We start from the raw sequence: 19654 nt of genomic DNA, 5'->3' as shown, positions 1-19654 counted from the left end.
CTTATTTTTCCCAAAATTTATCGTAGTATAAATCTTCTATATTCGCTTTTTTGCCACTCCATTCCCCACATATTTTCGCTTTTCTACAGCCTTTTTCTCCCCAAACGGAGATGATTAAATTATTGCCATCAAAACTGTTTTTATAAACCAATGTATCATTTTTTACTTGCAGAAGTTTTGCTAAACCTTGGTCGGTATTTGGTATCTGGTGTTCGCAGAATGCAGTTAATTTGTATTTCAAAAAGTTGTTGGTTATAAAATTGATATCCAAAGTATGAGGGTCGTTATATGCACCAATAAAATCTGCTTTGTCTTCAGTGCTCCAAACCGCTACAGTAATCACTTTATTTTTAATTTCCTGACTGGTTTCGATGTAATATTCGCCCGTTTCATTTTCAATCCAACCTAAAATATCTGCCTCGGTGTTATTACTTTGCACATTAATTCTGTGCCATGTTTTTTTTAGGATACCTGTGGCCAGGAGTTTTTTAGTGTTGTAGTCGACTAACTTTACGGTATCGCCAGAACTTCCCTCCCAAAAAATCTTTTGTTTATCGCCATATAAATCTTCGATATCCAAAGCCCATAAACCGAAACCCATGAAGCTTAAAAATGCAACAAACAAAATCATTAAAACACCAATAATCCACTTGGCTTTTCGGGTTTTACTGCGAAGGAAAAACCAGATAAGCAGGGGTAATGGCAGAATAAAGATAAGGAGGAAGAGGATCATGTATAAATTAGTCAGATATGAGATTTATATGTTGCGGTGGTATTGCTATATTCTTCAAATCATCACACATCGTGCTTATTATTTTAAGATACAAATGAAGTTTTATGCTTAAAGAATGATGCTTAAAGTGATTTTTGAATGATGTGGAAGCGTAAAACAAAATAGATGCTGGATACATCTACCGAAGTCTTACACTTCCTTTTTCATCAATAAGAGACGTTACTTCTAAAACCAACAGCTATATAAACCAGAAACTAAAACCTTTGCATTCGCAAATCTTGATCCTCATAGGTAGAGGTTGTTTATGATTTATGACGCTAAACTAAATAAAGCCAGCGAGCTATTTTCAGCCATTTATTATTCGCTAACATTTAACGATTATTTGTGTGAAATGGCTAATTATTTGATTTTATAGCAACATTAATAATAAAAAAATTGATTCGAATTGGGGATTTTAAGTTCGGTTTTGCCAGGTGTAAAGCCATCCATTTTTGGAATAGATTTGAAAGGATATTTAAAGTTTTTCTCTGTAGCAGGATCTAACTGAACAGAATCTTCACAGTCTTCATTATCATAGCCAACATGAACCTGTTTTGTCGAAAAATTAATGTCGTAGGTATGTTGATAGCCACAGTTGTAGCTGTCTTTATAGGTTGATCCAATTAAAAACCAATCATTATTTTGGTAGCGATAAATGTTTTTGTGCTTGCTGGTATGCCTTGTATTGTGCCAAAATGTTTGCTGCGTGATAATTGTATTGTTCTTTATAACTATAGATAAGTCAATGCCATTATCGGTACAGAATCCACAATCTTCGCTGTTCCATAAAATAGAAGTATTCTTTTTCCAGAGTTTCAATTTGCCGCTGAGCATTTTACAGATATACAGTTCTCTGGTAAATCCTGTGCGATCAACTCTCTTATTGGTATTGTAAACAAATATTACCTCGTCGATTCCATCCTTGTCCAAATCACCTTTGGTTTCTAATACCTTGGTTCTTCCAATAGGTGGAACAAAATCGGGAAGCATTTGAGCCACGCTTTCGAATGAAAGCAAAATTAAAAGTAAAGCCAGATATCTCATCATTTTCTATTATTGGTTGCAACTTTTAAGCATCACCTCATCAATTTCCAATCCCAATTTTTTTGCCGTAAGTATGTCGATGCAATAATCCTTCTGACCTAAAATTTGTTTGATCCATCCCCTTACATAATAAGGTAAAGCTAGATTTTTATCTAATTCCATGGCTTTATTACAATCGGCTAGTGCTGTTAAAAGTTCGCTTTCTGACCGCTTTACTATTGATTTATTGTCAAACAGCCAGCCAACAGTCGTCGGGAAATTTGGTGATTTAATGCTCAACCGCGAAATGGATTTTTTGCCACCCTCTATCAAACTGATACGGGCGATTGCCTTGTTTACATAAGCTATTGGGTAATCCTTTTTAATCTCGATGCTCTTATTAAAATCGTTTAAAGCGAGGTTATATTTTTGCGTCGCCAGATAAATCAAGCCGCGGCGGTTATAGTAGGTTTCGATATTCAATTCTTTAAGATTTGGCGCCAGTGAGATTGCCTTGTTTATCGAGATTAAAGCTCCTGCAAAGTCTTCACTATAATGCTGACATTCTGCTATGCCAAAATAAATTGATGCAAGCGATGAATTGTAATAAGACAACATATCAGCTTCACTGGCATTAACAAATCGGGGATTTTTCTTCAGCTCTACAATGATGCTCTCCTTATTTTCCAATGAGGCGTGATAATTTGCGAGGGCGTTTTTGTAGTCGGTTAAAGCCAAACAGGCATTGCCCTTAAAAGAAAGTATCATGGCGTTTTTCGGAAACTTTTCTAAGCCCTTATCATATTGAACTAAGGCCTGATCAAACGCTTTTAAATTGTAGAGCGCAATACCTCTTTGGTAGTAATAGCTTGGCTTACTTTCGTCGCAGAAATCGGCAATAGCTTCATTAATCGTTTTTAGTTCAGCTGAGTCATTTGCCTTTTGATGGATTAATATTTGTTTTGCAGTTTGATAGTCAGTACAAGCGGCATCTAAATTTTCCTGCTCGTAGTAAACTTTGGCCCGGCTAAGGTAAGCTGATATTGCTTTCGCATCCAGCCTTATCGATTGTGTATAATCGGCAAGAGCCTTATCAAACTGACCTAAGTTCCCATAAATTGCGCCCCTGCCATTGTATAGATAAGCCTGTTTATCATTCAAAGCAATCGCTTTATTAATATCATTCAACGCTTCTTCTGTTCTGTTTTGGTTGTAAAATACGCCACCACGATAGAAATATGCATCATAGGCCTCTGGTGATACTGAAATTGCTTTATTAAAATCGGTAATCGCTAAATTTTCATAGCCATTACTTGCATTGTAAGCCCCACGAGCGGTATAATATTCTGCAGTGCCAGGCTCCATTTCTATTGCTCTATTATGGTCAGCCAATGCCCCAAATTTGTCACCAAACTGTTCCTTTAATTTACCACGATTAGATATAATTAAGGCATCTTTTGGGTCAGTCGTTACAGCTTTATCGATGTAAGCTGTCGCTTCTTTTTCATTGTTTTTAGCGGCATATATCCTTGCTATATTTAAATAACAACGAGCGCATTTTGCATTGATCCCTAAAGCATTACGATAATATTTTTCTCCTTCAACCAGGTTGTTGTTTTGAAGGTGGTAAAACCCCAGCAGCCTTAAAAGTGATTCGCTCTTTGGGTTTTGTTTTAATTCTTTATTGAGGTATGGGATTATTTTATCATGCGCTCCAATTTTTAACAGTGAGTCTGCATGCTGTTCATATCGGCTTTTTGATTGAGCAGACGATAAATTTTGTATACAAACACTAAGGATGATGATCAGCGTAACCAGTTTAACGTTCATAAAAGAAGAATTTTGCAAAAACCCAAATTTTCCAGCATTTCTTTTAAGATACCTATAACCTTTAAAAAATGTTTACACGCATTATTATCCGATAGAGTAAAAAACCTAAAAACGCCGGGAACTTATTATTATTCGTTTAAGATTACTTCACACCAATCCACCATTGTTTAAATACCTGATCAGTGGTTTTCAGGTAGACAAATTCGCCAATCATTGGCGTAACTAAAGGAATTTTTGTTGCCTTGTTCAATGCTGTAATTTTAACCAAAGGTTCATCCCAGGGATGGTTTGCCAATACAAACTTCGATGAATGCACAGGGAAGAGCCTTTTCGCCTTCAAATCTTTCGCTGCTTGCAGAACCTGTTCGGGCAGTAAATGGATATATTTCCATTTCACATCATATTGCCCATCTTCGAGGATAGCCAGATCAATCGGGCCAAATTTATTTCCAATCTGCTTAAAATGGGTATCGTAGCCACTATCACCACCAATATAAATTTTCATTGATGGGCTTTGAAAAATATACGACATCCAAAGCGTATTGTTTCTTGTAAAACCTCGTCCAGAGAAATGTCTGGTTGGCGCAGTGTGAACAAAAAACCCATTACCTAAATCGATACTTTCATTCCAGTCCTTTTCATAAATATTGGCTAGGTTATATCCCCAGACTTCGAAATCAGCACCAACGCCCAAGCCACAGAAAACCTTCTTTGTCTTAGCTTTCAGTTTGATTAAGGTTTCGTAGTCTACATGATCATAATGGTCGTGTGAAATAAACAGGTAATCGATATCAGGTAGGTCCTCTACTTTATACCGGTCGGTGCCTTTAAAAGCAGTAACCGTTGCAGGGATCGGTGAAGCATTGCCACTAAATACCGGGTCGACGAGTATTCGTTTTCCATCTAATTGCATGAAATAAGAAGAATGCCCGAACCATACCAAAACATTGGAATCAATGGGCAAATTTAGCAAGTCGACTTTTTGAGATGGAATGCTATCCACCGGACTTAACCTGGGGTGGTCGCCAAAGAGTTTGTCGTAAATTACGCCGCCTATCGTGTATCCTTCTGTAAGTTCAGGTGTGTGGTTGAGGTTATGAAAAATGCCATCCTTAAAATGTGGCGATTTTTTCATACGTTCTAATCTGGCCCCATCGGCTGCCTTTCCGAAAAGTGGCTTTTTCAGATAAAAATAGGTAGCCGTGGCAATAATCAAAATCAACGAAACAAATACAATTAATGTCCATTTTAGGATTTTTATCAATTTAAGCCGCATGAGATAATGATGAATTGGTTATTATTATTCAATATGGTTGATGTGCTGCAGGATATAGTCTTTTCTGCGTCCGGAAACGGGAATTTCAGTTCTATCCTTCAGTACAATGGTTCCTGATTTTAAAAATTTATCTACATACAAAACGTTAACCAAATAAGATTGATGCGGACGAAGGAACCACTTTTCAGGTAACAATTCATCATAAAATTTTAGAGGTTTCGAAATCATGATCCTTCTTCCCTCGGTTAAAAAAAAGTTGGTATAACCTCCTTCACTTTGACAATAGATAATTTCACGCAGTTGCAAAACCTGCAAAAATTCCAAAGTGTGTAAAACAATTCGGCTATCTAAATCGCTTTCGCCATGACCGGATTGAGATTTTAAAATAGAGATTTGCTGTTTTTGCTGTGCCAGGTGATTTTCGTCATCGGTAATTATTTTAGATAACGCTGATTTAAATTCTGCATCATCCAACGGCTTTAAAAGATAATCCAGGGCGCCAAATTTAATAGCTTTCACAGCAAAATGGTTGTAGGCGGTAATGAATATGATGCGAAAGGGAATTTCTTCCAGTTGATCTAAAATATCGAAAGCCGTACCATCAGTCAGCTGAATATCCATTAAGATCAATTCAGGTTTAGTGGCTCTAATTAACACTAAGCTTTCGGCCACGCTGGTGGCGAAACCAATAAGGTTGAATTGGGTTTCTTTTTGTAAGAGCCATTCGATTTCTTTGCGGATGGCGGGTTCATCTTCAATTATAAGCGTTCTGATCATTCGGGGCGTTTAATCTTCTAAAAATCGGTAAAAATCATTAATATATGTCTTTTGTCCTTCACTAAAAATATTAACACAATTAAAATTTAGAATCAAACCTTGCGGCGCTTCTAACAATTTCATGTAAGTTAATATTTGTGCTTCAAAAATTGGTTCGATAGTTTTTGAGGTTTTCACTTCAACGGCTAAGCAGTTTTCTATAAATAAGTCGCACCTTAAATTTGAAGCTACCTCTATTTGCTTATAACAAACAGGCATTGAAATCTCTGTTAAAAAGTTTATTTGCCTCAATGTCAATTCGTGTTTCATGCATTCGTGGTAAACGCTTTCTAGTAGTCCCGGTCCAAGCGCTTTATGAATTTCTATTGCCGCACCGATAACGTCATAGGTTATTTCTCTTAGTTGTGTTTTTGTAACCATGTTAAATTATTTTAACCATATAGGCATTTAGTTTATCTACGTTTTGAATCATTTTTTCCATTTAGCTATATACCCTATATTTCTTATTTTAACCATATAGACATTTAGTTCATATAGGATTCTGAACCCTTTATTCCATCAGCTATATGCCCTATGTTTCTATATGATTCGTTAAATGCTATCCAGCTATACATATTATGTTGTTAAGATTCTATTTTCATTAATCATTTGCTATCCGGCCCAGCCATCACGATCTAAGCTTCTGTAGTTAATAGATTCTGCCAAATGTTCAAGCTCCACGGTTTCACTTCCGTCTAAGTCTGCAATGGTTCTGGCGACTTTTAAAATCCGATCGTAAGCCCTCGCTGACAAGCCCAAACGCTCCATTGCAGATTTCAATAGTGTTGTTCCAGCCTCGCTGATTGCACAAACCTTACGTACCATTTTCGGGCTCATTTGTGCGTTGTAATGCAAATCTTCTTTATCTGCAAAGCGATGGTCTTGAATTTCTCTTGCTTTCATCACACGAGCCCTAATGAGTTCGCTTTTTTCCGCTTCGCGGGATGAAGCCAGTTCCGAAAAATTTACGGGCGTCACCTCTACGTGTAAATCAATTCTGTCTAAAAGCGGACCGGATATTTTACTCAGGTATTTTTGAACTACACCCGGCGCACAAACACACTCCTTTTCCGGGTGGTTGTAGAAACCGCAGGGACAAGGGTTCATCGAAGCTACTAACATAAAACTTGCAGGATATTCTACCGAAAACCGAGCCCTGGAAATGGAAACTTTACGATCTTCCAGCGGCTGGCGCATCACCTCTAACACGGTTCGTTTAAATTCTGGCAATTCATCTAAAAACAAAACACCATTATGCGCCAACGAAATTTCTCCAGGTGCCGGATTCATTCCACCACCAACCAATGCAACATCAGTTAAGGTATCAATTATGGAGGCAACTTAAGTTTGAAATAAAAGCTTATGTTAGAGCGAAAAAGAATAGTAATATTCAAAGCAGCTGGCTCTAGATATTTTTAGATTGTTTATTTTCTACTAACGATTATTAAACCTTTAAAGCAGCTCAACTTCATTATTAGAGGATTTCTATCGCGATAAATGAAGAGTTGTCGTTTAATTTCGAAGACATTAGTTGCTTGACAATAGTTTGAGTAAACATCTCAAATTTTTTAAATTGTAAAGAGACATCTCTTAATTTAAGTTTTGAAAATACTTCATAAAATCCATCCGAGGAAATTAAAATTCTATCTCCAACAATTCCTTCGAATGTAATTTCTTGTAAACTAGGAGCTTTCTCAGTTCCGATCGCACTTTGCAAGATATTTCTTCTTGGGTATACTAATGCTTCTTCCTTTGTAAGTTTACCTCTTCGCAATAACTCAGCAACTTCGGTATGATCTTGTGTCAATTGCTTAATGCCATTTCCTCTAAGCCAGTATAGACGTGAATCGCCAACATGGATAATTCGAGCAAGGTTGTTAGTTATTACGCACCCAGTAAATGTGGTTGCCATTCCACTACATTTAATGTCATTGTCTCCCTTTTGTTTGATTTCATTGTGAATTGATAGTAATGAATCAGTAAGATTAATTTCACTATTTACCTTAAGTTCTTCAAAAAACCTTGAAACAGTATATTGAGAAGCCACATCCCCACATTTATTACCACCAACCCCATCTGCCAGACATGCTAATAACGAATTAGCAGAGTGTTCAACTCTACAACAGTCTTCATTTTTACCGCGAGGTCCTATCGTGCTAAAACTATATACTTTAAATAAACTCATTATTTGCAAAATTTTTCAACTGCAGCGCTTATCAATGGGTGAAAATCATTGTTTGTAAGATTAATCGAATATTTAAGGTGATTTATAGCTTCACAAACCTTCTTTCCCTCTACTGCAAATTCCATCGCTAATCTACGCATCATATTTGAATCTGCTGTCTTATCTATTTTATTTGCAAACTTTCTCTCGACATACCATCTGTTATGGCTTGTTCCTAAGTATAATAAAGATATTAGAGCTTCAACGATATTTCCGATTGGTTTGTCAGCTACCAATCGCAATGCGCGATTAGCTAAGGCATCGCAAGACTCAAACTGAAACGAATAATCTCTCAAAACAGATAAATATGATCCGCAAAATTTATTAAACAATGTAGATTCTCTAATAGTATCGATATGTTTTAATTGAATACTTAAAAAAATACCTAGAGTTTCTGTTCTATCAGTGGAAGCATCTATAAAGTCAATGATTTCTCCAATTTCTCTATCAGTTAGCGATTCTGTTTCTCTATCTAAATATTCGTTAAGTTTGGTGAATTTTTCATTTGATGAAATGACTGTGTCGACTTCTAAGCTCATTAACACATCTCTTAATGCTCCTACAGAACTAAAGCGTTTTGCAGGGTTTTTTCTTGTACAAATCTCTAGAAAATGAGAATAATCCGATGTTTCTTCAATTGTACTACACGGAATGCGTTCATCCGTTCCAACAACATCGTGTATAATACATCCTACTGAATATATATCAGTAGCCGCACTTGCATTTCGAAGATCTTGAGTGATTTCTGGAGCTGTATAGAAATCAGATCCTTTTTTCATTCCAGTTGTCGTTAAATTAGAAATTCCAGTTCGTTGCCGTAAGCTTATAAGTCCAAAATCTCCAATTGCATAAAACTCTTCACCATCTTCGTCAAGAAATCTTAAAATATTCCCAGGCTTTAGATCTCTATGAAAAACATCAATCAAATGCATTTCCTCTAGACCAGAAAGTACGTCATTTACAGGTTTTAAAAAGTTATTTGAATCTATTTTGTGCGTGCGATAATCTTGATCAAGAGTTGATACCGCTAAAGGCATAATGTAATAAGGTGGGTCTTGATCTAAATAAAGTTCTAAAATAGGGACAATGTTTTTATGTTGGAATTCAGATTGTATTATTGCTTCTTGAATAAAACGTTTCTTTGCATTACTCTCCATTCCTTGATCTTTCATATTTTGATCAAGTTCAAACTTTTTTCTTGCGAAAGAATTTCCATTTTTGTCAATAACTTCATCCACAATTCCAAACCCGCCTTGATTAATATGTTTCACAAATTTATATTCCATGATTGCGTTTTTTTACAAGATAGAAAATTAAATTATTCCGTATAAATGAAACATGATTATTAGCTTGATTGCTATTATCAATCCCCTTTTTGATATGTTTAAGGATTTAATGCCGTCAAATCGATTAAGATATAACTTAAGGGTAATTAGAATTTTCAATTATTGCTAAATTAAAGTTAAAAGTGCACCTACGTAAAATATATTTTATTGGAAATAATGAATGTTAATTTATTATAGTATTTAAAAAATGCTCATGCTAGGTTAATTTTAATAGATGAAAACATTTAAACACGAATATTTACTCCAACAAGTAAATAAACTTAAATCAAAAAAACATGAGATAGCTATCGTTACTCCATTATTATATGATTCTGACTTACAAATTGTGCAACCTTATGCACAGTATCCGGTTAAGAATTACTATATTGATTTATATTATCCTAAACTTAATCTAGCTATTGAAGTTGATGAACCGCATCATAGCCGACAAATTGGAAGTGATTTGGAGCGACAGCTAGAAATAGAAAAAACATTAAACTGCGAGTTTATTAGAGTTTGCACCGAAAATACTTATGACTATTTTGAGACTATTAACGCCATAAAGGAAGTTATTTTATCAAAAGTTCAGATACTTACTTCTAAAAATCAATTTACTCCATGGTCACCAGTTTTTTTTGATATGCAAACGGCTCAAAAGGATTGGCCAAATAGCATCTTTTACAAAATTAGGGAACAAGAAAAAATACCTTCATCTGAACTTTTTAGGAAGCCTTTGCAAATTAGTGCCGATAAGCTTAGTAAGGCAGATTATCTGGTAGGAATTTATGGTAACACTGTTACCGATGTTTTTAATGCAAATGAAAAAGACTGGGTAAGTACCAAAACTGGGCATCGAAATGTTGGCAAAACATTGCCTCAACATCCAATGATTTTAAGTGGGACAACTATTTGGAATGTAACATCCAATAAGGTTTATGGGAACAATTTGAAGTAATAGATAGATGTCTCTTACGGTTTATATAACTCTAATTTTTAACAATCGCTTTTAACATTTACAGATTGTAATTAATTTTGAATAACTTTATATATGGTAATTAGCACTGAAATTATTGTAAGACTTCTTCAGATTAAAGGATTAGGTAGACGTACAGCCTTTAAACTTTGTAAAGGACTTGACTTTAATCCAACACCCACAGAGCTTATTGAATATTTATTTGATTATGCCAAACGTTTTCCAAATACAAGGCTGCCAGTTCTAAATACTATAGAAATAGATGCAGCCTTCAAAAAAGCTGAAGATATAATTGACAAATCCGAACGTGCAGACGTTCAAATTATTTCTTACTATAATGAACTATATCCTCAGAGTCTTAAGGAAATTCCTGATCCTCCGTTGGTGCTTAACATAAAAGGTAATCCAAAATTGTTATCTGAGAAAGTTGGGATTGCTATAATTGGAACACGAGAGCCATCTGACGCAGGTAGAAAAGCAGGCGTTTATTTTTCAAGTCGTTTAGCTGAAAATGGATTTAATATCGTTAGTGGATTAGCAAAAGGATGTGATGCTGCTGCTCATGAAGGATGTTTGTTGTCTAAGGGTACGACAACAGGAATCCTTGCACACGGGTTGCAAACAATATATCCAAAAGAAAACAGAAAATTAGCTGAAGATATCCTAGAGAATAATGGATTATTATTGACTGAGTATTTATTTGGGACAGGCGCACTTTCCAATTATTTTGTTGAAAGAGATCGTTTGCAGGCAGGATTATCAAAGGCAACAATCGTTATACAGACAGGGGAAAAAGGAGGGACGATGCATGCTGTTCGATCTACTTTAGAGAGCAATAAAAAATTAGCTGCGGTTAAATATAATAATAATGAGCTCGCTAACGAAAAAACTAGGGGTAATGAAAAGCTTATCAATGATGGTAAAGCATTTGCACTTACTTCAAGTAATCTAATTGAATTTGTAGGGTCTTTTAGTGCGTATAAGTCATCAAAAACAGATAATTTTACACCAAAACCTACTTCTCAATTAAAGATTTTTTAGATTCACGCATAATAATTTTCGATTATTGATAGTAACTCTGCTGGCGAAGCAGCTACAAATGTTGGCTTAGCGTTTAAAAGCGCTTGTTGGTCCGATGTTCCCCATAGGCAGGCCACAGATTTTACGCCTGCAGCGTGTGAAGCTTGAATATCAATATCCCTATCCCCTACGGATAAAACTTTTTCTATAGCGCAATCAAATTTTTTAATCGCCTTTATAATTGGCTCTGGATGTGGTTTTCGATACTTCGTATCATGATAGCATATATGGAAATCACAGGTTATTCCCCAGTGTTGAGTAACTTTTGTACAGTAATAACTTGTACTGCTAGTTACTATACAACTGGGGATGTTACTGGATTTTAGAAAATTTATAATTTCTGCAATACCTGAATAATATGTAAAATTTGGAATTTCGTTATATGCCAATTGCCAATTTTTTCCTCTATATGGTTCAGCAAGAGAACTATCAATAAGAGTTTGGTCCAGATCGAAGATTACACCCATTTTAAGTTTTTTAAAAGTACTTCAGTGATATTGTGTCATTTGATGCTTGATCATATTCTGTTTTACCTAAGCAAAATAAATGGAGATTTGCCTCGGGCCACTTTTCGAAGATAGCTCTTTTCATTTCTGCTATTGTACAATTTGTGGTGGTAATGTCGTCAATTATCAATACATTTTTGTTGTTAAGATCTTCACCTCCTTTATCATTTGCAATATAAACCTCATGCAATTCATCGAAACGCTCTTGATATGTCTTTAAGGTATGTAAAGATTTGGTTGCACGTTTTTTGTTAATCAGCCATGGAGCATATTTTGCGCCTAATCTTTTGCCTAAATTTGCTCCCATTATCGCACATGGTTTACCTTTTAACGGTTCGAGTTCGTTACTGCCCAATGCTCTGATTATATAATGAAATTCTATTCCAAGTTTAGAGAGCTCATCGCCTGCCCACTGTGACCAGGAATTAATTGACTTTAAATCCCCATCTTTAAAGTCTATCATCTTTCCTGCTAAGGTTCCATTTCCTCGCTTGTTTGGGATATAATAAGCCAAATGCCAACAACCTTTAAAATCAAGCTTTTCGTATTGCCATTGCTTTGAGAGGTCAATCATATTAATTTAATTTAGATAATCTAAATTAGAATTTTTAACCAAATATTAGCGTATATTTTTAGAAAAGCTTTCTTAGGAATAAATGTGTAGAATGTAACGACAGAATTCTTGTGGAGAATAAGATTGTTTTGCTACTTGTTACGTTGGTTGTAGTTTGTTTTGCGAAAGCAGTGCCTATCTCAACTGATAATTGATCTGTATCACTAGAAATGCGAGAATCAACAAACCAGAAAATAAAAAATCATTGTAAGATTATGGAAATTTAATGACATTGACTAAGCAGAGAGTTCAGAAAGCTAAAAAAGTTTTTGGAAGATCATCAAATTAAAACAAATTCAATGTATTAGGTATCCATTACAAAAGAAACGCAAAAAATGTTTAGAAATTAATATGAACAAACAATAAATTTTCTTAATAACCTTTTATGATACCAAGATTTATGAGCCTGTAATTCATAGCTGAAACACTTACTCCAAAATCTTTAGCCAAATCATCAATTATAGAATCGTCAAAAAAATCAGATACAAAATTTTTCAACTTAGCCTTAACTCTTTTTTCCGGCATCAATATGTTTGCGGCAAAGTAATTAGCTTCACGCTCAATCTTTTCTTCGCGTTTAGTATATCCCTCTCCTGTTTTACGAAATAAAATCGAGTCCATAAAAAGATTTCCTTTATCCTGATGAAGAATCAAATGACCAAGTTCGTGGGCAATAGTAAATCTTTTTCTTTGTGGGCCATCGGCTTTATTGATGCCGATGGTCTTACTAAGACCATTAATAGCTAAAACGCCAGAAATATTGTCGTCAAAAGCATGTTCAATAACTGTTGCTCCAGCTTTCTTGGCAAGAATATGTAAGTCGATTTGAACTGATTCATTGTTTAGATTGTTTGCTAAAATGAATTCATCAGTTAATCTTATTATTTCTCTATCTATAGACATTTTATTTATTACGTTCTAAAAAATCACTCAAGGATTTATTTTTATTTATAAAATCTAGATCAAAATCTTGGCCAATTACTCTACCATTTTTTGACAAAACAGAACTGTCGTCAGAATGAGGAATAAGATCATCAATTTTAATGTCGAAATATTTAGATATTCCTAATATTACAAATAGTGATGGTTTTTGCCTTCCTTTCTCAATGTTGGTGATTGATGATCTTGATAAGCCTAAATAATCGGCAAGAAGCTCTTGTTTTGCCCCTTTCAATACCCTAAGCTTTGATATTTTTTCACCTAATTCGCTATAAAACCTATCTTCATCCATACAATTATAACGCTTATTAATAAATACTTTCAAGAAGGCGCATTAATCTCCTAAATAAAAGGTCCATGCTTGTCAAAGTTCTACTTGTATACATCCCTGAAACGGGGCTGCAAATGTATGACTTTTTATAAAGATATAAAATATATTTTATATAACAAAATGAAATTAGCATTAAAATGTTTGTTACGTAAACAATTTAACCTGTATAGCTTCAAACTTATCAACATAAAAATTTATTATAAATCACTATAAGTCAAGTAATTATGGTTTATTAATCAATTTTTATTAACAAAAATGTTGTAAATGCTGTCATTTTCTTTATCCAATATTTTGGATATTTGTAATATGTAGGCTATATTTGTTTAGAAATGAAAAAAGCCAGACTAATCTGGCTTCTGAAAATAATTCTTGCATGGGCCTTCGCTAGGCACATGGTTAAATTTGTTATATTATTTGTGTAGGGGTATGCAAATATATATACTTCCCGACTTATTTTCAAAAGTTTTGATTTTTTAACATTTCACAGTAGCAACTATATTAGTTTAATTACTGGGCGTTAATCTTTTACATAAAATTATACACAGCGAAAGATTTTAAAATTTTATTTAAGATGATTGTCATATTACTATATGACAACTTGAAAAGAATGCTTGTAGCTTTTGCTACTATTAATAATCTGCAGTTATCATAATGATTTGATAACGGTATAATTTTATAATCATGACAATATTAGAAAAAGAAATATTTAGGCTAAACGAATATGATTCGAAAAGTTTTATTACAAAAAAAAGAGCTGTTGAAATTTTAGATACTGCTCCAGAGTTTAAAAAGGAATTACTTAAAGTATTCGGATATAACGATAAAGTTTTAGAAGTTTTAAAAATTGGTAATGCAAAGCAATTAATTGATGCTATAGAAAGTATCGATTCACAATGTGTTAAAATTGATATTATCTCAAAAATTAAGGATGTGCGTTTGCATAAGCTTCTTGAGTCTGAGAAAGCATTATTTGAAATTTTTTCAATTGATAATAATTTTGTTCTAAAGAATAATAAATCAGATGTATTAGAAGCTGAAACAAGGTATGACGCAAAAACTGACATTTTAGATTATTATAATTTTTCAAAATTCGCTAACTATTGTAGAGACCTTGAGTATGAAGATTTAGTAGGAGTTATAAAAAAATATCTTCAAAGTAAAAACGTTGATAATAATGAACAGCGAAAGCTCAGGCTACTTTATAAGAATGATGATAAGAAATTTTTTATTAGAGCTCTAACCTCAATTCAGGATTATAAAAATTTTGGTGTAAACTTTTCTGTATTTGTTGCATTGATGGCACTAGGTAAATACGTTGAGAGTTCGAAAAACGAGGTGTTTATAGATAATTTTTCAGTTGATGATTCCTCCGTTTATGTATCATTTTCTTTCCTCGGTGATACGGTGATAGATAATAATATGTCACTTTCTTTTAGTCTGATTTTGGAGAATGACGAAATAAAAAGAAGTGCTGTATCATTCAACGGTATGTTTAAACTTAATATCACGAGAGAAAAACGGACTAGTGAAATTTACATTAAGCCTAGAGGTTTAAGAAAAACAGACAATTCTTATCCCGTTGATTTACTTAATTATCAACATAGGGGAACAGTTAATAATGTATTCGAGAAATTGCAGGATTTACCTAAATTGATTGATCATTTTATTAATCAAGTTAGTAGTGATGCAAAAAGAATTTCAACTATAACTCACCCAGATGATGTACGTAAATTTATTGGAGATAAAGTCAAATTCTCTAAAAAACCAGAATTCAAGCAATATAAAGACAAAATTTTCAGAAAGCTGATGAGTGTATCTGTTGATAATACATTTAAACTTTTCGATTTGTTAAGAGAAGTGGAAGAACTTTTTGAGCATGATGATATAGTCTCTTTAAATTTTTGGAGAACAAAGCTATATGAAGCACTGGTAGAAAGAAATTAAGAAAAATTATGTAGGCTAGGTTTACTAGCCTACATTTTTGAAAGATATTAATGTGCTATTGTTATTCATGATTAATATTAGCACAATTCGTGTTAAAAATAATACATCTTAATATATTATGGATAGGTTTTTTGTATCACTTTTATTGTGTCATTTAAATTATATCATGAAAATTAAATACAATCGCGTTTCCACAATAGGACAGACAGGGAATAGATTTACTGCTGACAAAGATGTTTACGACAGAATATTATTAGATAAAATATCTGGTTCAATTCCCTTTAAGGACAGGCCCCAAGCAAAAGAGTTGGTCAGACTTGTTGAAAATGGTCTGGTTACTCAGTTAGTTGTTGAAGAATTTTCAAGGCTAGGAAGAAATACTGGTGACGTTATAACAACTATCCAATGGCTAGATGAGAAAGGTATAAATGTAGTTATTCGAAATTTAGGTTTACAATCTCGACCAGAAGGAAATAGAAATCCCATTTGGAAAATGGTTTCAACTATCATGTCATCATTGTATGAGATGGAACTAGAAAATATTAAAGAGCGTACGATGGTTGGAAGAATGGTATTTGTACAAAATGGAGGAAGACTTGGTAGGCCTAGTGGATCGAGGGAAAATGACCAGTTTTTTTTAAAAAAGAAGACAAATTTAGTTGCTTTGAATTGTTTAAAGAAAGGAATGACTATTAGAGAAGCAAGCAAAGTCGCCAAAATTTCTGTTTCCACGGTTTTAAAAATTAAAAAGCTTAGCGCAATTACTTAATTTGTTGTGAAAATCGAAAGGATTTTAATGAATTAGTTAGGCTAATTGGTTATGCTGCCAACTTGGGAGGTTTTCTTTTTAGTTGTAATTAACGCTAATTCTCGACCAAAGATTCCCTTGTGCAAATTAAGATTATTGACGATTTCTAAGACTTCTTGTATTGCAGATTCACTAACAACAACTTTGTGTACGTTTTTTATCTTATCAAAATTTTCTAGCCAAATAAAATGAATATATTTTGGATTAACTGGGTCATTTTTTGGATTTTGAACACTGAAGTTTTCATCATTCACCCATCCAAGATATTTTAATATTTGTTTCAGCTGGATGTTTGAAAAGTTATATATAGCTATCTTTAAAACTTCATTGTGCAACGTTGTAATCGAAATGTGTTCTCGTGGTGCATTAGCTTTTATTTCTCCCACAATCTTGTAAAGAGGCTTACCCTCAGTATCAGATATCTTGCCAATTTCACCTGCAGAGATTGCTTGTAGAATCACATTAAATACACCATCCTGTGTTTGGTCAATTTCAATATCACTACTGGACAATATGTTGTCCTTATCATTGTAACCATACACTTTGTTTTCTTTAGGATTAATAAGCAGAATCTCTCTTGGATTTATATCAACCATTTCAGGCAAAAGCTTTGACCAAATTTCCATAAATTCTTTGTTTTTTTCATTTGATTTTATTTGTAGAAATTGATTAAAACTATCTGGGGTATCGTTTGCGGTTACATTTTTCCCGGATTTTCTATAAAGTATCTCACCCTTTTTTATATTATAATCTTTAAAATCATTAATTGGTATAATAACTTGATTAGATTTCTCAATTAGCAAATAAAAAAATTTTCTGGTACCAAATTGAAACATCTGAAGGTCAATAGCGATATCTGTTTTACAAATCTTTTGGAATTTTTGAGAAATATCATTTAAATCAATCTTATTTAGGAGATTGATGTTTTCCTCATCTAAACCAACATCTTCAAATTTCCCTGCACCTTTATTTTCTAATATTCCAAGTAAAATTATTCCTCCAATACCATTACTAAATGAGATTATATCTTTAGCGAAGTTCTTAAGGAAGATTTCTACCGGATCATTTAAATTGTAAAAATTTAGGTTTTTTTTATAGTCATAAATGTTGTTCTCTTTCGGAAATATTCCGCTTTTGTTTAGTTTGTCTATAGTATCATCTACTTTGTTTTTAAGTTCGGTTAGGTTCATTACAATTTTTTTTGGGACTCAGTTTAGTTGTTAAGATATGTTTTTGATAAATGTTGTTCGTCACAGCATTTACATACCTACTTACTTACAATGGATGATTATCTGATTATTCAATGCACAGTAAGTTCATTTTTAGTGCTGCATTAATCCGTAAGTTATTACCTAAGAAGTTGTTTTCGTTATCCTTAAGTTTTTGAATAAAATGCTGGAATTCCAAAACGAGGTTGTCGTGAAACTGTACTCTGTCTATTATCAGTCCCGCACCAGCATCTAAAGGATTTATAAGTTTCAACAGTTTTGGCTGATTTATCTTAATCAAAGATTTCTTTTTGGTTTGAGCTTGATGTAAAAGGCCGCAACGAAATTGTGTGTAAAATGTTTTGCAAATGCTGTTTGTTTTAAATTCAGATTTGAAATATATACTATTTTTGAAAAAGTCTCTAAACGCTTTCCACTGAACCCCCTTATAGTTAAATTCAGTATCATCCACTCCTAAGTAAAATTGCATCAAAGTTTCTATCAAAAGGCAATCAATAGACATAACTATAAAGCCGCTGAACGGATCTATCTTGACGTTATTGATCTGATCGAAAAACCGACTATTAAACCTGTCTTTAATAATTGATATTCCGTTGATCCAACCGTCGCTTTTGTCAGTAACCAAATTTAATTCGGTCCAATGAATATTTGTGTATTTCTTTGAAATCTTAAATGGCATGAAGAAGAGAAGGCATTATTAGATAATATAGTTGTTAAATGTATGTGTTTTTATCTAATTATTAGCTTTTTGCTATCCATTTTTATAGTAGAAGGTAATTAAATTAAAATAGCGCCAAAATCAAGTCTTCAATTCTAGTCCAAGTAAATTACTATAGTCTGAGATCAAAGCCTATTTGAATTTCAGGACATGGGTTCTTTCGCTATTATTTTTGCTATTTTATAGCTTATATAAAACTATTTTATCACATTCCGATGGATTTTTATTCTATAGTTTATATTAAATTTTTAAAAATGACCCATAGTGATATTTATACAATCGCCGTTCTAAAAGCTCAAGAATTGGTAACTAATACAATTGAAGAATTCTCTGATCTAGTTATCCAATTATCAATGTCTGGAGAATTTGCAGATGTGGATGATTTATTTAATGAAGGTGACGAAGTTATTTTGAGTGTTAATGATTTTCTTCATTCAAGTGATGTTCGGGTGCAGACCATTATAAAGCTTTTGAACAGTTTGCGAGATGCACGACAAATGTTCTAATGCGATATTCAACAATGCTAAGTATGAAATGCGCTTATTTCTTGTAGCTCTTCGATACAGTTGTATATATATTATACCAATTCCTTCTTGTTTGAGCAAATTCATAGTAATTAGGATAGTCTCGAATACATCTATCTAAAGTTTTTTGAGCAATCTTGTCAGCATTTCTCTTTATTACAGGATTCGAATTGGCTTTAGCTGATGATTTGCTTATCATGAAGATAGTTTTCTTTTGATTTTCGGTCCAATCACTCTCTGCAACTTCAATATCAGAAGAAGATTTATCTATGCTTTTATTTTGTTTCTGATTGCATCCTGAGATAGCAAAAAGTAAATATGCAATTACTATAAGAAAATAATAGCGCATCGATAAGGATTGTTTAGTCATGACTCAATTATTAATTATCTACTTTTTAGTTTTGAATTTGGCAACACAGCTATCTAAAGCAATATTAAATTGCAATAATTCTTTAGGGTTATTTTTATACTTCAGTAATTTCTCTGTTGATAAAGCCTGACATTTTTGAATGCCATAATTCTCAGCAAGCTTTGGATTATCTATAACATTTTGATAACAGTCACAAACCTCTTTTGCGTCATTTTTAGGGTTTTTGCAGCTAATTACGCCTAAGCAGATGATTAGTAAATAGATAATTTTGGATCTTTTCATAGTGAGAGTTGCTGATAATTTAGAATTTTCTTAATGTTTACTTACTTTAAATGTTTTTCTTAAATTTCAGT

21 protein-coding genes and 1 pseudogene are annotated in these 19654 nt (G+C 33.3%); 5 read left to right on the top strand and 17 right to left on the bottom strand.

The window, feature by feature from the left end; all coding sequences use genetic code 11:
• Position 1: 1 nt before the first annotated feature.
• The 9 genes and pseudogenes from R2Q70_RS09585 to R2Q70_RS09545 all read right to left on the bottom strand — a co-directional run bounded on the left by R2Q70_RS09585 (position 2) and on the right by R2Q70_RS09545 (position 9227).
• Complete coding sequence (locus R2Q70_RS09585; RefSeq protein WP_316807388.1) at positions 2 to 733, bottom strand: hypothetical protein; 732 nt, start codon at positions 731 to 733, stop codon at positions 2 to 4.
• Positions 734 to 1153: 420 nt separating this feature from the next.
• Positions 1154 to 1819 carry a hypothetical protein gene (locus tag R2Q70_RS09580; protein WP_316807387.1) on the bottom strand — a complete coding sequence of 222 codons (666 nt, stop codon included), beginning with the start codon at positions 1817 to 1819 and terminating at the stop codon, positions 1154 to 1156.
• 6 nt (positions 1820 to 1825) lie between these two features.
• Positions 1826 to 3625 carry a tetratricopeptide repeat protein gene (locus tag R2Q70_RS09575; RefSeq protein WP_316807386.1) on the bottom strand — a complete coding sequence of 600 codons (1800 nt, stop codon included), beginning with the start codon at positions 3623 to 3625 and terminating at the stop codon, positions 1826 to 1828.
• Between the two features lie 142 nt (positions 3626 to 3767).
• Positions 3768 to 4889 (bottom strand): MBL fold metallo-hydrolase, encoded by a 1122-nt coding sequence (locus tag R2Q70_RS09570; RefSeq protein WP_316807385.1) that lies wholly within the window; start codon positions 4887 to 4889, stop codon positions 3768 to 3770.
• 36 nt (positions 4890 to 4925) lie between these two features.
• Positions 4926 to 5678, bottom strand: a complete 753-nt coding sequence (locus tag R2Q70_RS09565; protein ID WP_316807384.1) for a LytTR family DNA-binding domain-containing protein — start codon at positions 5676 to 5678, stop codon at positions 4926 to 4928.
• Between the two features lie 9 nt (positions 5679 to 5687).
• On the bottom strand, positions 5688 to 6098 hold the full coding sequence (locus tag R2Q70_RS09560; protein WP_316807383.1) for a GxxExxY protein: 411 nt from the start codon (positions 6096 to 6098) through the stop codon (positions 5688 to 5690).
• Positions 6099 to 6329: 231 nt separating this feature from the next.
• Positions 6330 to 7040, bottom strand: a pseudogene (locus R2Q70_RS09555) (YifB family Mg chelatase-like AAA ATPase); the annotation flags it as partial.
• Between the two features lie 151 nt (positions 7041 to 7191).
• Positions 7192 to 7902: a PP2C family protein-serine/threonine phosphatase gene (locus R2Q70_RS09550; protein ID WP_316807382.1), complete on the bottom strand. Its 711-nt coding sequence runs from the start codon at positions 7900 to 7902 to the stop codon at positions 7192 to 7194.
• The gene (locus tag R2Q70_RS09545; RefSeq protein WP_316807381.1) at positions 7902 to 9227 is read right to left on the bottom strand and encodes a protein kinase domain-containing protein; all 1326 of its coding nucleotides are present in this window, start codon (positions 9225 to 9227) and stop codon (positions 7902 to 7904) included. The genes R2Q70_RS09550 and R2Q70_RS09545 overlap by 1 nt, the downstream gene beginning before the upstream one ends.
• Positions 9228 to 9501: 274 nt before the next feature.
• Between R2Q70_RS09545 and R2Q70_RS09540 the strand changes: the two genes are divergently transcribed.
• Positions 9502 to 10221 (top strand): AbaSI family restriction endonuclease, encoded by a 720-nt coding sequence (locus R2Q70_RS09540; protein WP_316807380.1) that lies wholly within the window; start codon positions 9502 to 9504, stop codon positions 10219 to 10221.
• A gap of 93 nt (positions 10222 to 10314) precedes the next feature.
• A complete protein-coding gene (locus R2Q70_RS09535) occupies positions 10315 to 11280 on the top strand; it encodes a DNA-processing protein DprA (protein WP_316807379.1) in 966 nt (321 codons plus the stop codon).
• A 2-nt stretch (positions 11281 to 11282) separates the two neighbouring features.
• Here the strand turns inward: R2Q70_RS09535 and R2Q70_RS09530 are convergent, their stop codons facing one another.
• The 4 genes from R2Q70_RS09530 to R2Q70_RS09515 all read right to left on the bottom strand — a co-directional run bounded on the left by R2Q70_RS09530 (position 11283) and on the right by R2Q70_RS09515 (position 13702).
• Positions 11283 to 11786 carry an HAD family hydrolase gene (locus R2Q70_RS09530; RefSeq protein ID WP_316807378.1) on the bottom strand — a complete coding sequence of 168 codons (504 nt, stop codon included), beginning with the start codon at positions 11784 to 11786 and terminating at the stop codon, positions 11283 to 11285.
• Between the two features lie 10 nt (positions 11787 to 11796).
• The gene (locus R2Q70_RS09525) at positions 11797 to 12399 is read right to left on the bottom strand and encodes a hypothetical protein (protein ID WP_316807377.1); all 603 of its coding nucleotides are present in this window, start codon (positions 12397 to 12399) and stop codon (positions 11797 to 11799) included.
• 411 nt (positions 12400 to 12810) lie between these two features.
• The gene (locus R2Q70_RS09520; protein ID WP_316807376.1) at positions 12811 to 13341 is read right to left on the bottom strand and encodes an ImmA/IrrE family metallo-endopeptidase; all 531 of its coding nucleotides are present in this window, start codon (positions 13339 to 13341) and stop codon (positions 12811 to 12813) included.
• Between the two features lies 1 nt (position 13342).
• Positions 13343 to 13702, bottom strand: coding sequence for a helix-turn-helix transcriptional regulator (locus R2Q70_RS09515; protein WP_316807375.1), 360 nt, complete (start codon positions 13700 to 13702; stop codon positions 13343 to 13345).
• A 687-nt stretch (positions 13703 to 14389) separates the two neighbouring features.
• Between R2Q70_RS09515 and R2Q70_RS09510 the strand changes: the two genes are divergently transcribed.
• Together R2Q70_RS09510 and R2Q70_RS09505 are read left to right on the top strand one after the other, a co-directional pair.
• Positions 14390 to 15652, top strand: coding sequence for a hypothetical protein (locus R2Q70_RS09510; protein WP_316807374.1), 1263 nt, complete (start codon positions 14390 to 14392; stop codon positions 15650 to 15652).
• A 166-nt stretch (positions 15653 to 15818) separates the two neighbouring features.
• Positions 15819 to 16421, top strand: a complete 603-nt coding sequence (locus R2Q70_RS09505; RefSeq protein ID WP_316807373.1) for a recombinase family protein — start codon at positions 15819 to 15821, stop codon at positions 16419 to 16421.
• Positions 16422 to 16462: 41 nt separating this feature from the next.
• Here R2Q70_RS09505 and R2Q70_RS09500 read toward each other — a convergent pair whose 3' ends face one another.
• Both R2Q70_RS09500 and R2Q70_RS09495 read right to left on the bottom strand, forming a co-directional pair.
• Complete coding sequence (locus R2Q70_RS09500) at positions 16463 to 17650, bottom strand: RNA-binding domain-containing protein (RefSeq protein WP_316807372.1); 1188 nt, start codon at positions 17648 to 17650, stop codon at positions 16463 to 16465.
• Between the two features lie 106 nt (positions 17651 to 17756).
• Entirely contained in the window at positions 17757 to 18368 is a 612-nt protein-coding gene (locus R2Q70_RS09495) for a hypothetical protein (RefSeq protein WP_316807371.1), read from the bottom strand.
• A gap of 254 nt (positions 18369 to 18622) precedes the next feature.
• Here R2Q70_RS09495 and R2Q70_RS09490 point away from each other — a divergent pair, with 254 nt between their 5' ends.
• On the top strand, positions 18623 to 18913 hold the full coding sequence (locus R2Q70_RS09490) for a hypothetical protein (protein WP_316807370.1): 291 nt from the start codon (positions 18623 to 18625) through the stop codon (positions 18911 to 18913).
• Between the two features lie 34 nt (positions 18914 to 18947).
• Here R2Q70_RS09490 and R2Q70_RS09485 read toward each other — a convergent pair whose 3' ends face one another.
• Both R2Q70_RS09485 and R2Q70_RS09480 read right to left on the bottom strand, forming a co-directional pair.
• On the bottom strand, positions 18948 to 19301 hold the full coding sequence (locus R2Q70_RS09485) for a hypothetical protein (protein WP_316807369.1): 354 nt from the start codon (positions 19299 to 19301) through the stop codon (positions 18948 to 18950).
• An 18-nt stretch (positions 19302 to 19319) separates the two neighbouring features.
• Positions 19320 to 19583 carry a hypothetical protein gene (locus R2Q70_RS09480; protein ID WP_316807368.1) on the bottom strand — a complete coding sequence of 88 codons (264 nt, stop codon included), beginning with the start codon at positions 19581 to 19583 and terminating at the stop codon, positions 19320 to 19322.
• Between the last annotated feature and the right edge of the window lie 71 nt (positions 19584 to 19654).

Origin of the sequence: Pedobacter agri, from assembly GCF_032678665.1 — a bacterium.
Lineage (GTDB): Bacteria > Bacteroidota > Bacteroidia > Sphingobacteriales > Sphingobacteriaceae > Pedobacter > Pedobacter agri_A.
The sequence above is the reverse complement of the archived record's forward strand: the minus strand, read 5'-3'. Positions and strand labels throughout refer to the sequence as shown.

Coding starts and splice junctions, on each gene's coding strand:
- R2Q70_RS09585 (WP_316807388.1), bottom strand. CDS start 733: ATGATCCTCTTCCTCCTTATCTTTATTCTGCCATTACCCCTGCTTATC.
- R2Q70_RS09580 (WP_316807387.1), bottom strand. CDS start 1,819: ATGATGAGATATCTGGCTTTACTTTTAATTTTGCTTTCATTCGAAAGC.
- R2Q70_RS09575 (WP_316807386.1), bottom strand. CDS start 3,625: ATGAACGTTAAACTGGTTACGCTGATCATCATCCTTAGTGTTTGTATA.
- R2Q70_RS09565 (WP_316807384.1), bottom strand. CDS start 5,678: ATGATCAGAACGCTTATAATTGAAGATGAACCCGCCATCCGCAAAGAA.
- R2Q70_RS09560 (WP_316807383.1), bottom strand. CDS start 6,098: ATGGTTACAAAAACACAACTAAGAGAAATAACCTATGACGTTATCGGT.
- R2Q70_RS09550 (WP_316807382.1), bottom strand. CDS start 7,902: ATGAGTTTATTTAAAGTATATAGTTTTAGCACGATAGGACCTCGCGGT.
- R2Q70_RS09545 (WP_316807381.1), bottom strand. CDS start 9,227: ATGGAATATAAATTTGTGAAACATATTAATCAAGGCGGGTTTGGAATT.
- R2Q70_RS09540 (WP_316807380.1), top strand. CDS start 9,502: ATGAAAACATTTAAACACGAATATTTACTCCAACAAGTAAATAAACTT.
- R2Q70_RS09535 (WP_316807379.1), top strand. CDS start 10,315: ATGGTAATTAGCACTGAAATTATTGTAAGACTTCTTCAGATTAAAGGA.
- R2Q70_RS09530 (WP_316807378.1), bottom strand. CDS start 11,786: ATGGGTGTAATCTTCGATCTGGACCAAACTCTTATTGATAGTTCTCTT.
- R2Q70_RS09525 (WP_316807377.1), bottom strand. CDS start 12,399: ATGATTGACCTCTCAAAGCAATGGCAATACGAAAAGCTTGATTTTAAA.
- R2Q70_RS09520 (WP_316807376.1), bottom strand. CDS start 13,341: ATGTCTATAGATAGAGAAATAATAAGATTAACTGATGAATTCATTTTA.
- R2Q70_RS09510 (WP_316807374.1), top strand. CDS start 14,390: ATGACAATATTAGAAAAAGAAATATTTAGGCTAAACGAATATGATTCG.
- R2Q70_RS09505 (WP_316807373.1), top strand. CDS start 15,819: ATGAAAATTAAATACAATCGCGTTTCCACAATAGGACAGACAGGGAAT.
- R2Q70_RS09500 (WP_316807372.1), bottom strand. CDS start 17,650: ATGAACCTAACCGAACTTAAAAACAAAGTAGATGATACTATAGACAAA.
- R2Q70_RS09495 (WP_316807371.1), bottom strand. CDS start 18,368: ATGCCATTTAAGATTTCAAAGAAATACACAAATATTCATTGGACCGAA.
- R2Q70_RS09490 (WP_316807370.1), top strand. CDS start 18,623: ATGGATTTTTATTCTATAGTTTATATTAAATTTTTAAAAATGACCCAT.
- R2Q70_RS09485 (WP_316807369.1), bottom strand. CDS start 19,301: ATGACTAAACAATCCTTATCGATGCGCTATTATTTTCTTATAGTAATT.
- R2Q70_RS09480 (WP_316807368.1), bottom strand. CDS start 19,583: ATGAAAAGATCCAAAATTATCTATTTACTAATCATCTGCTTAGGCGTA.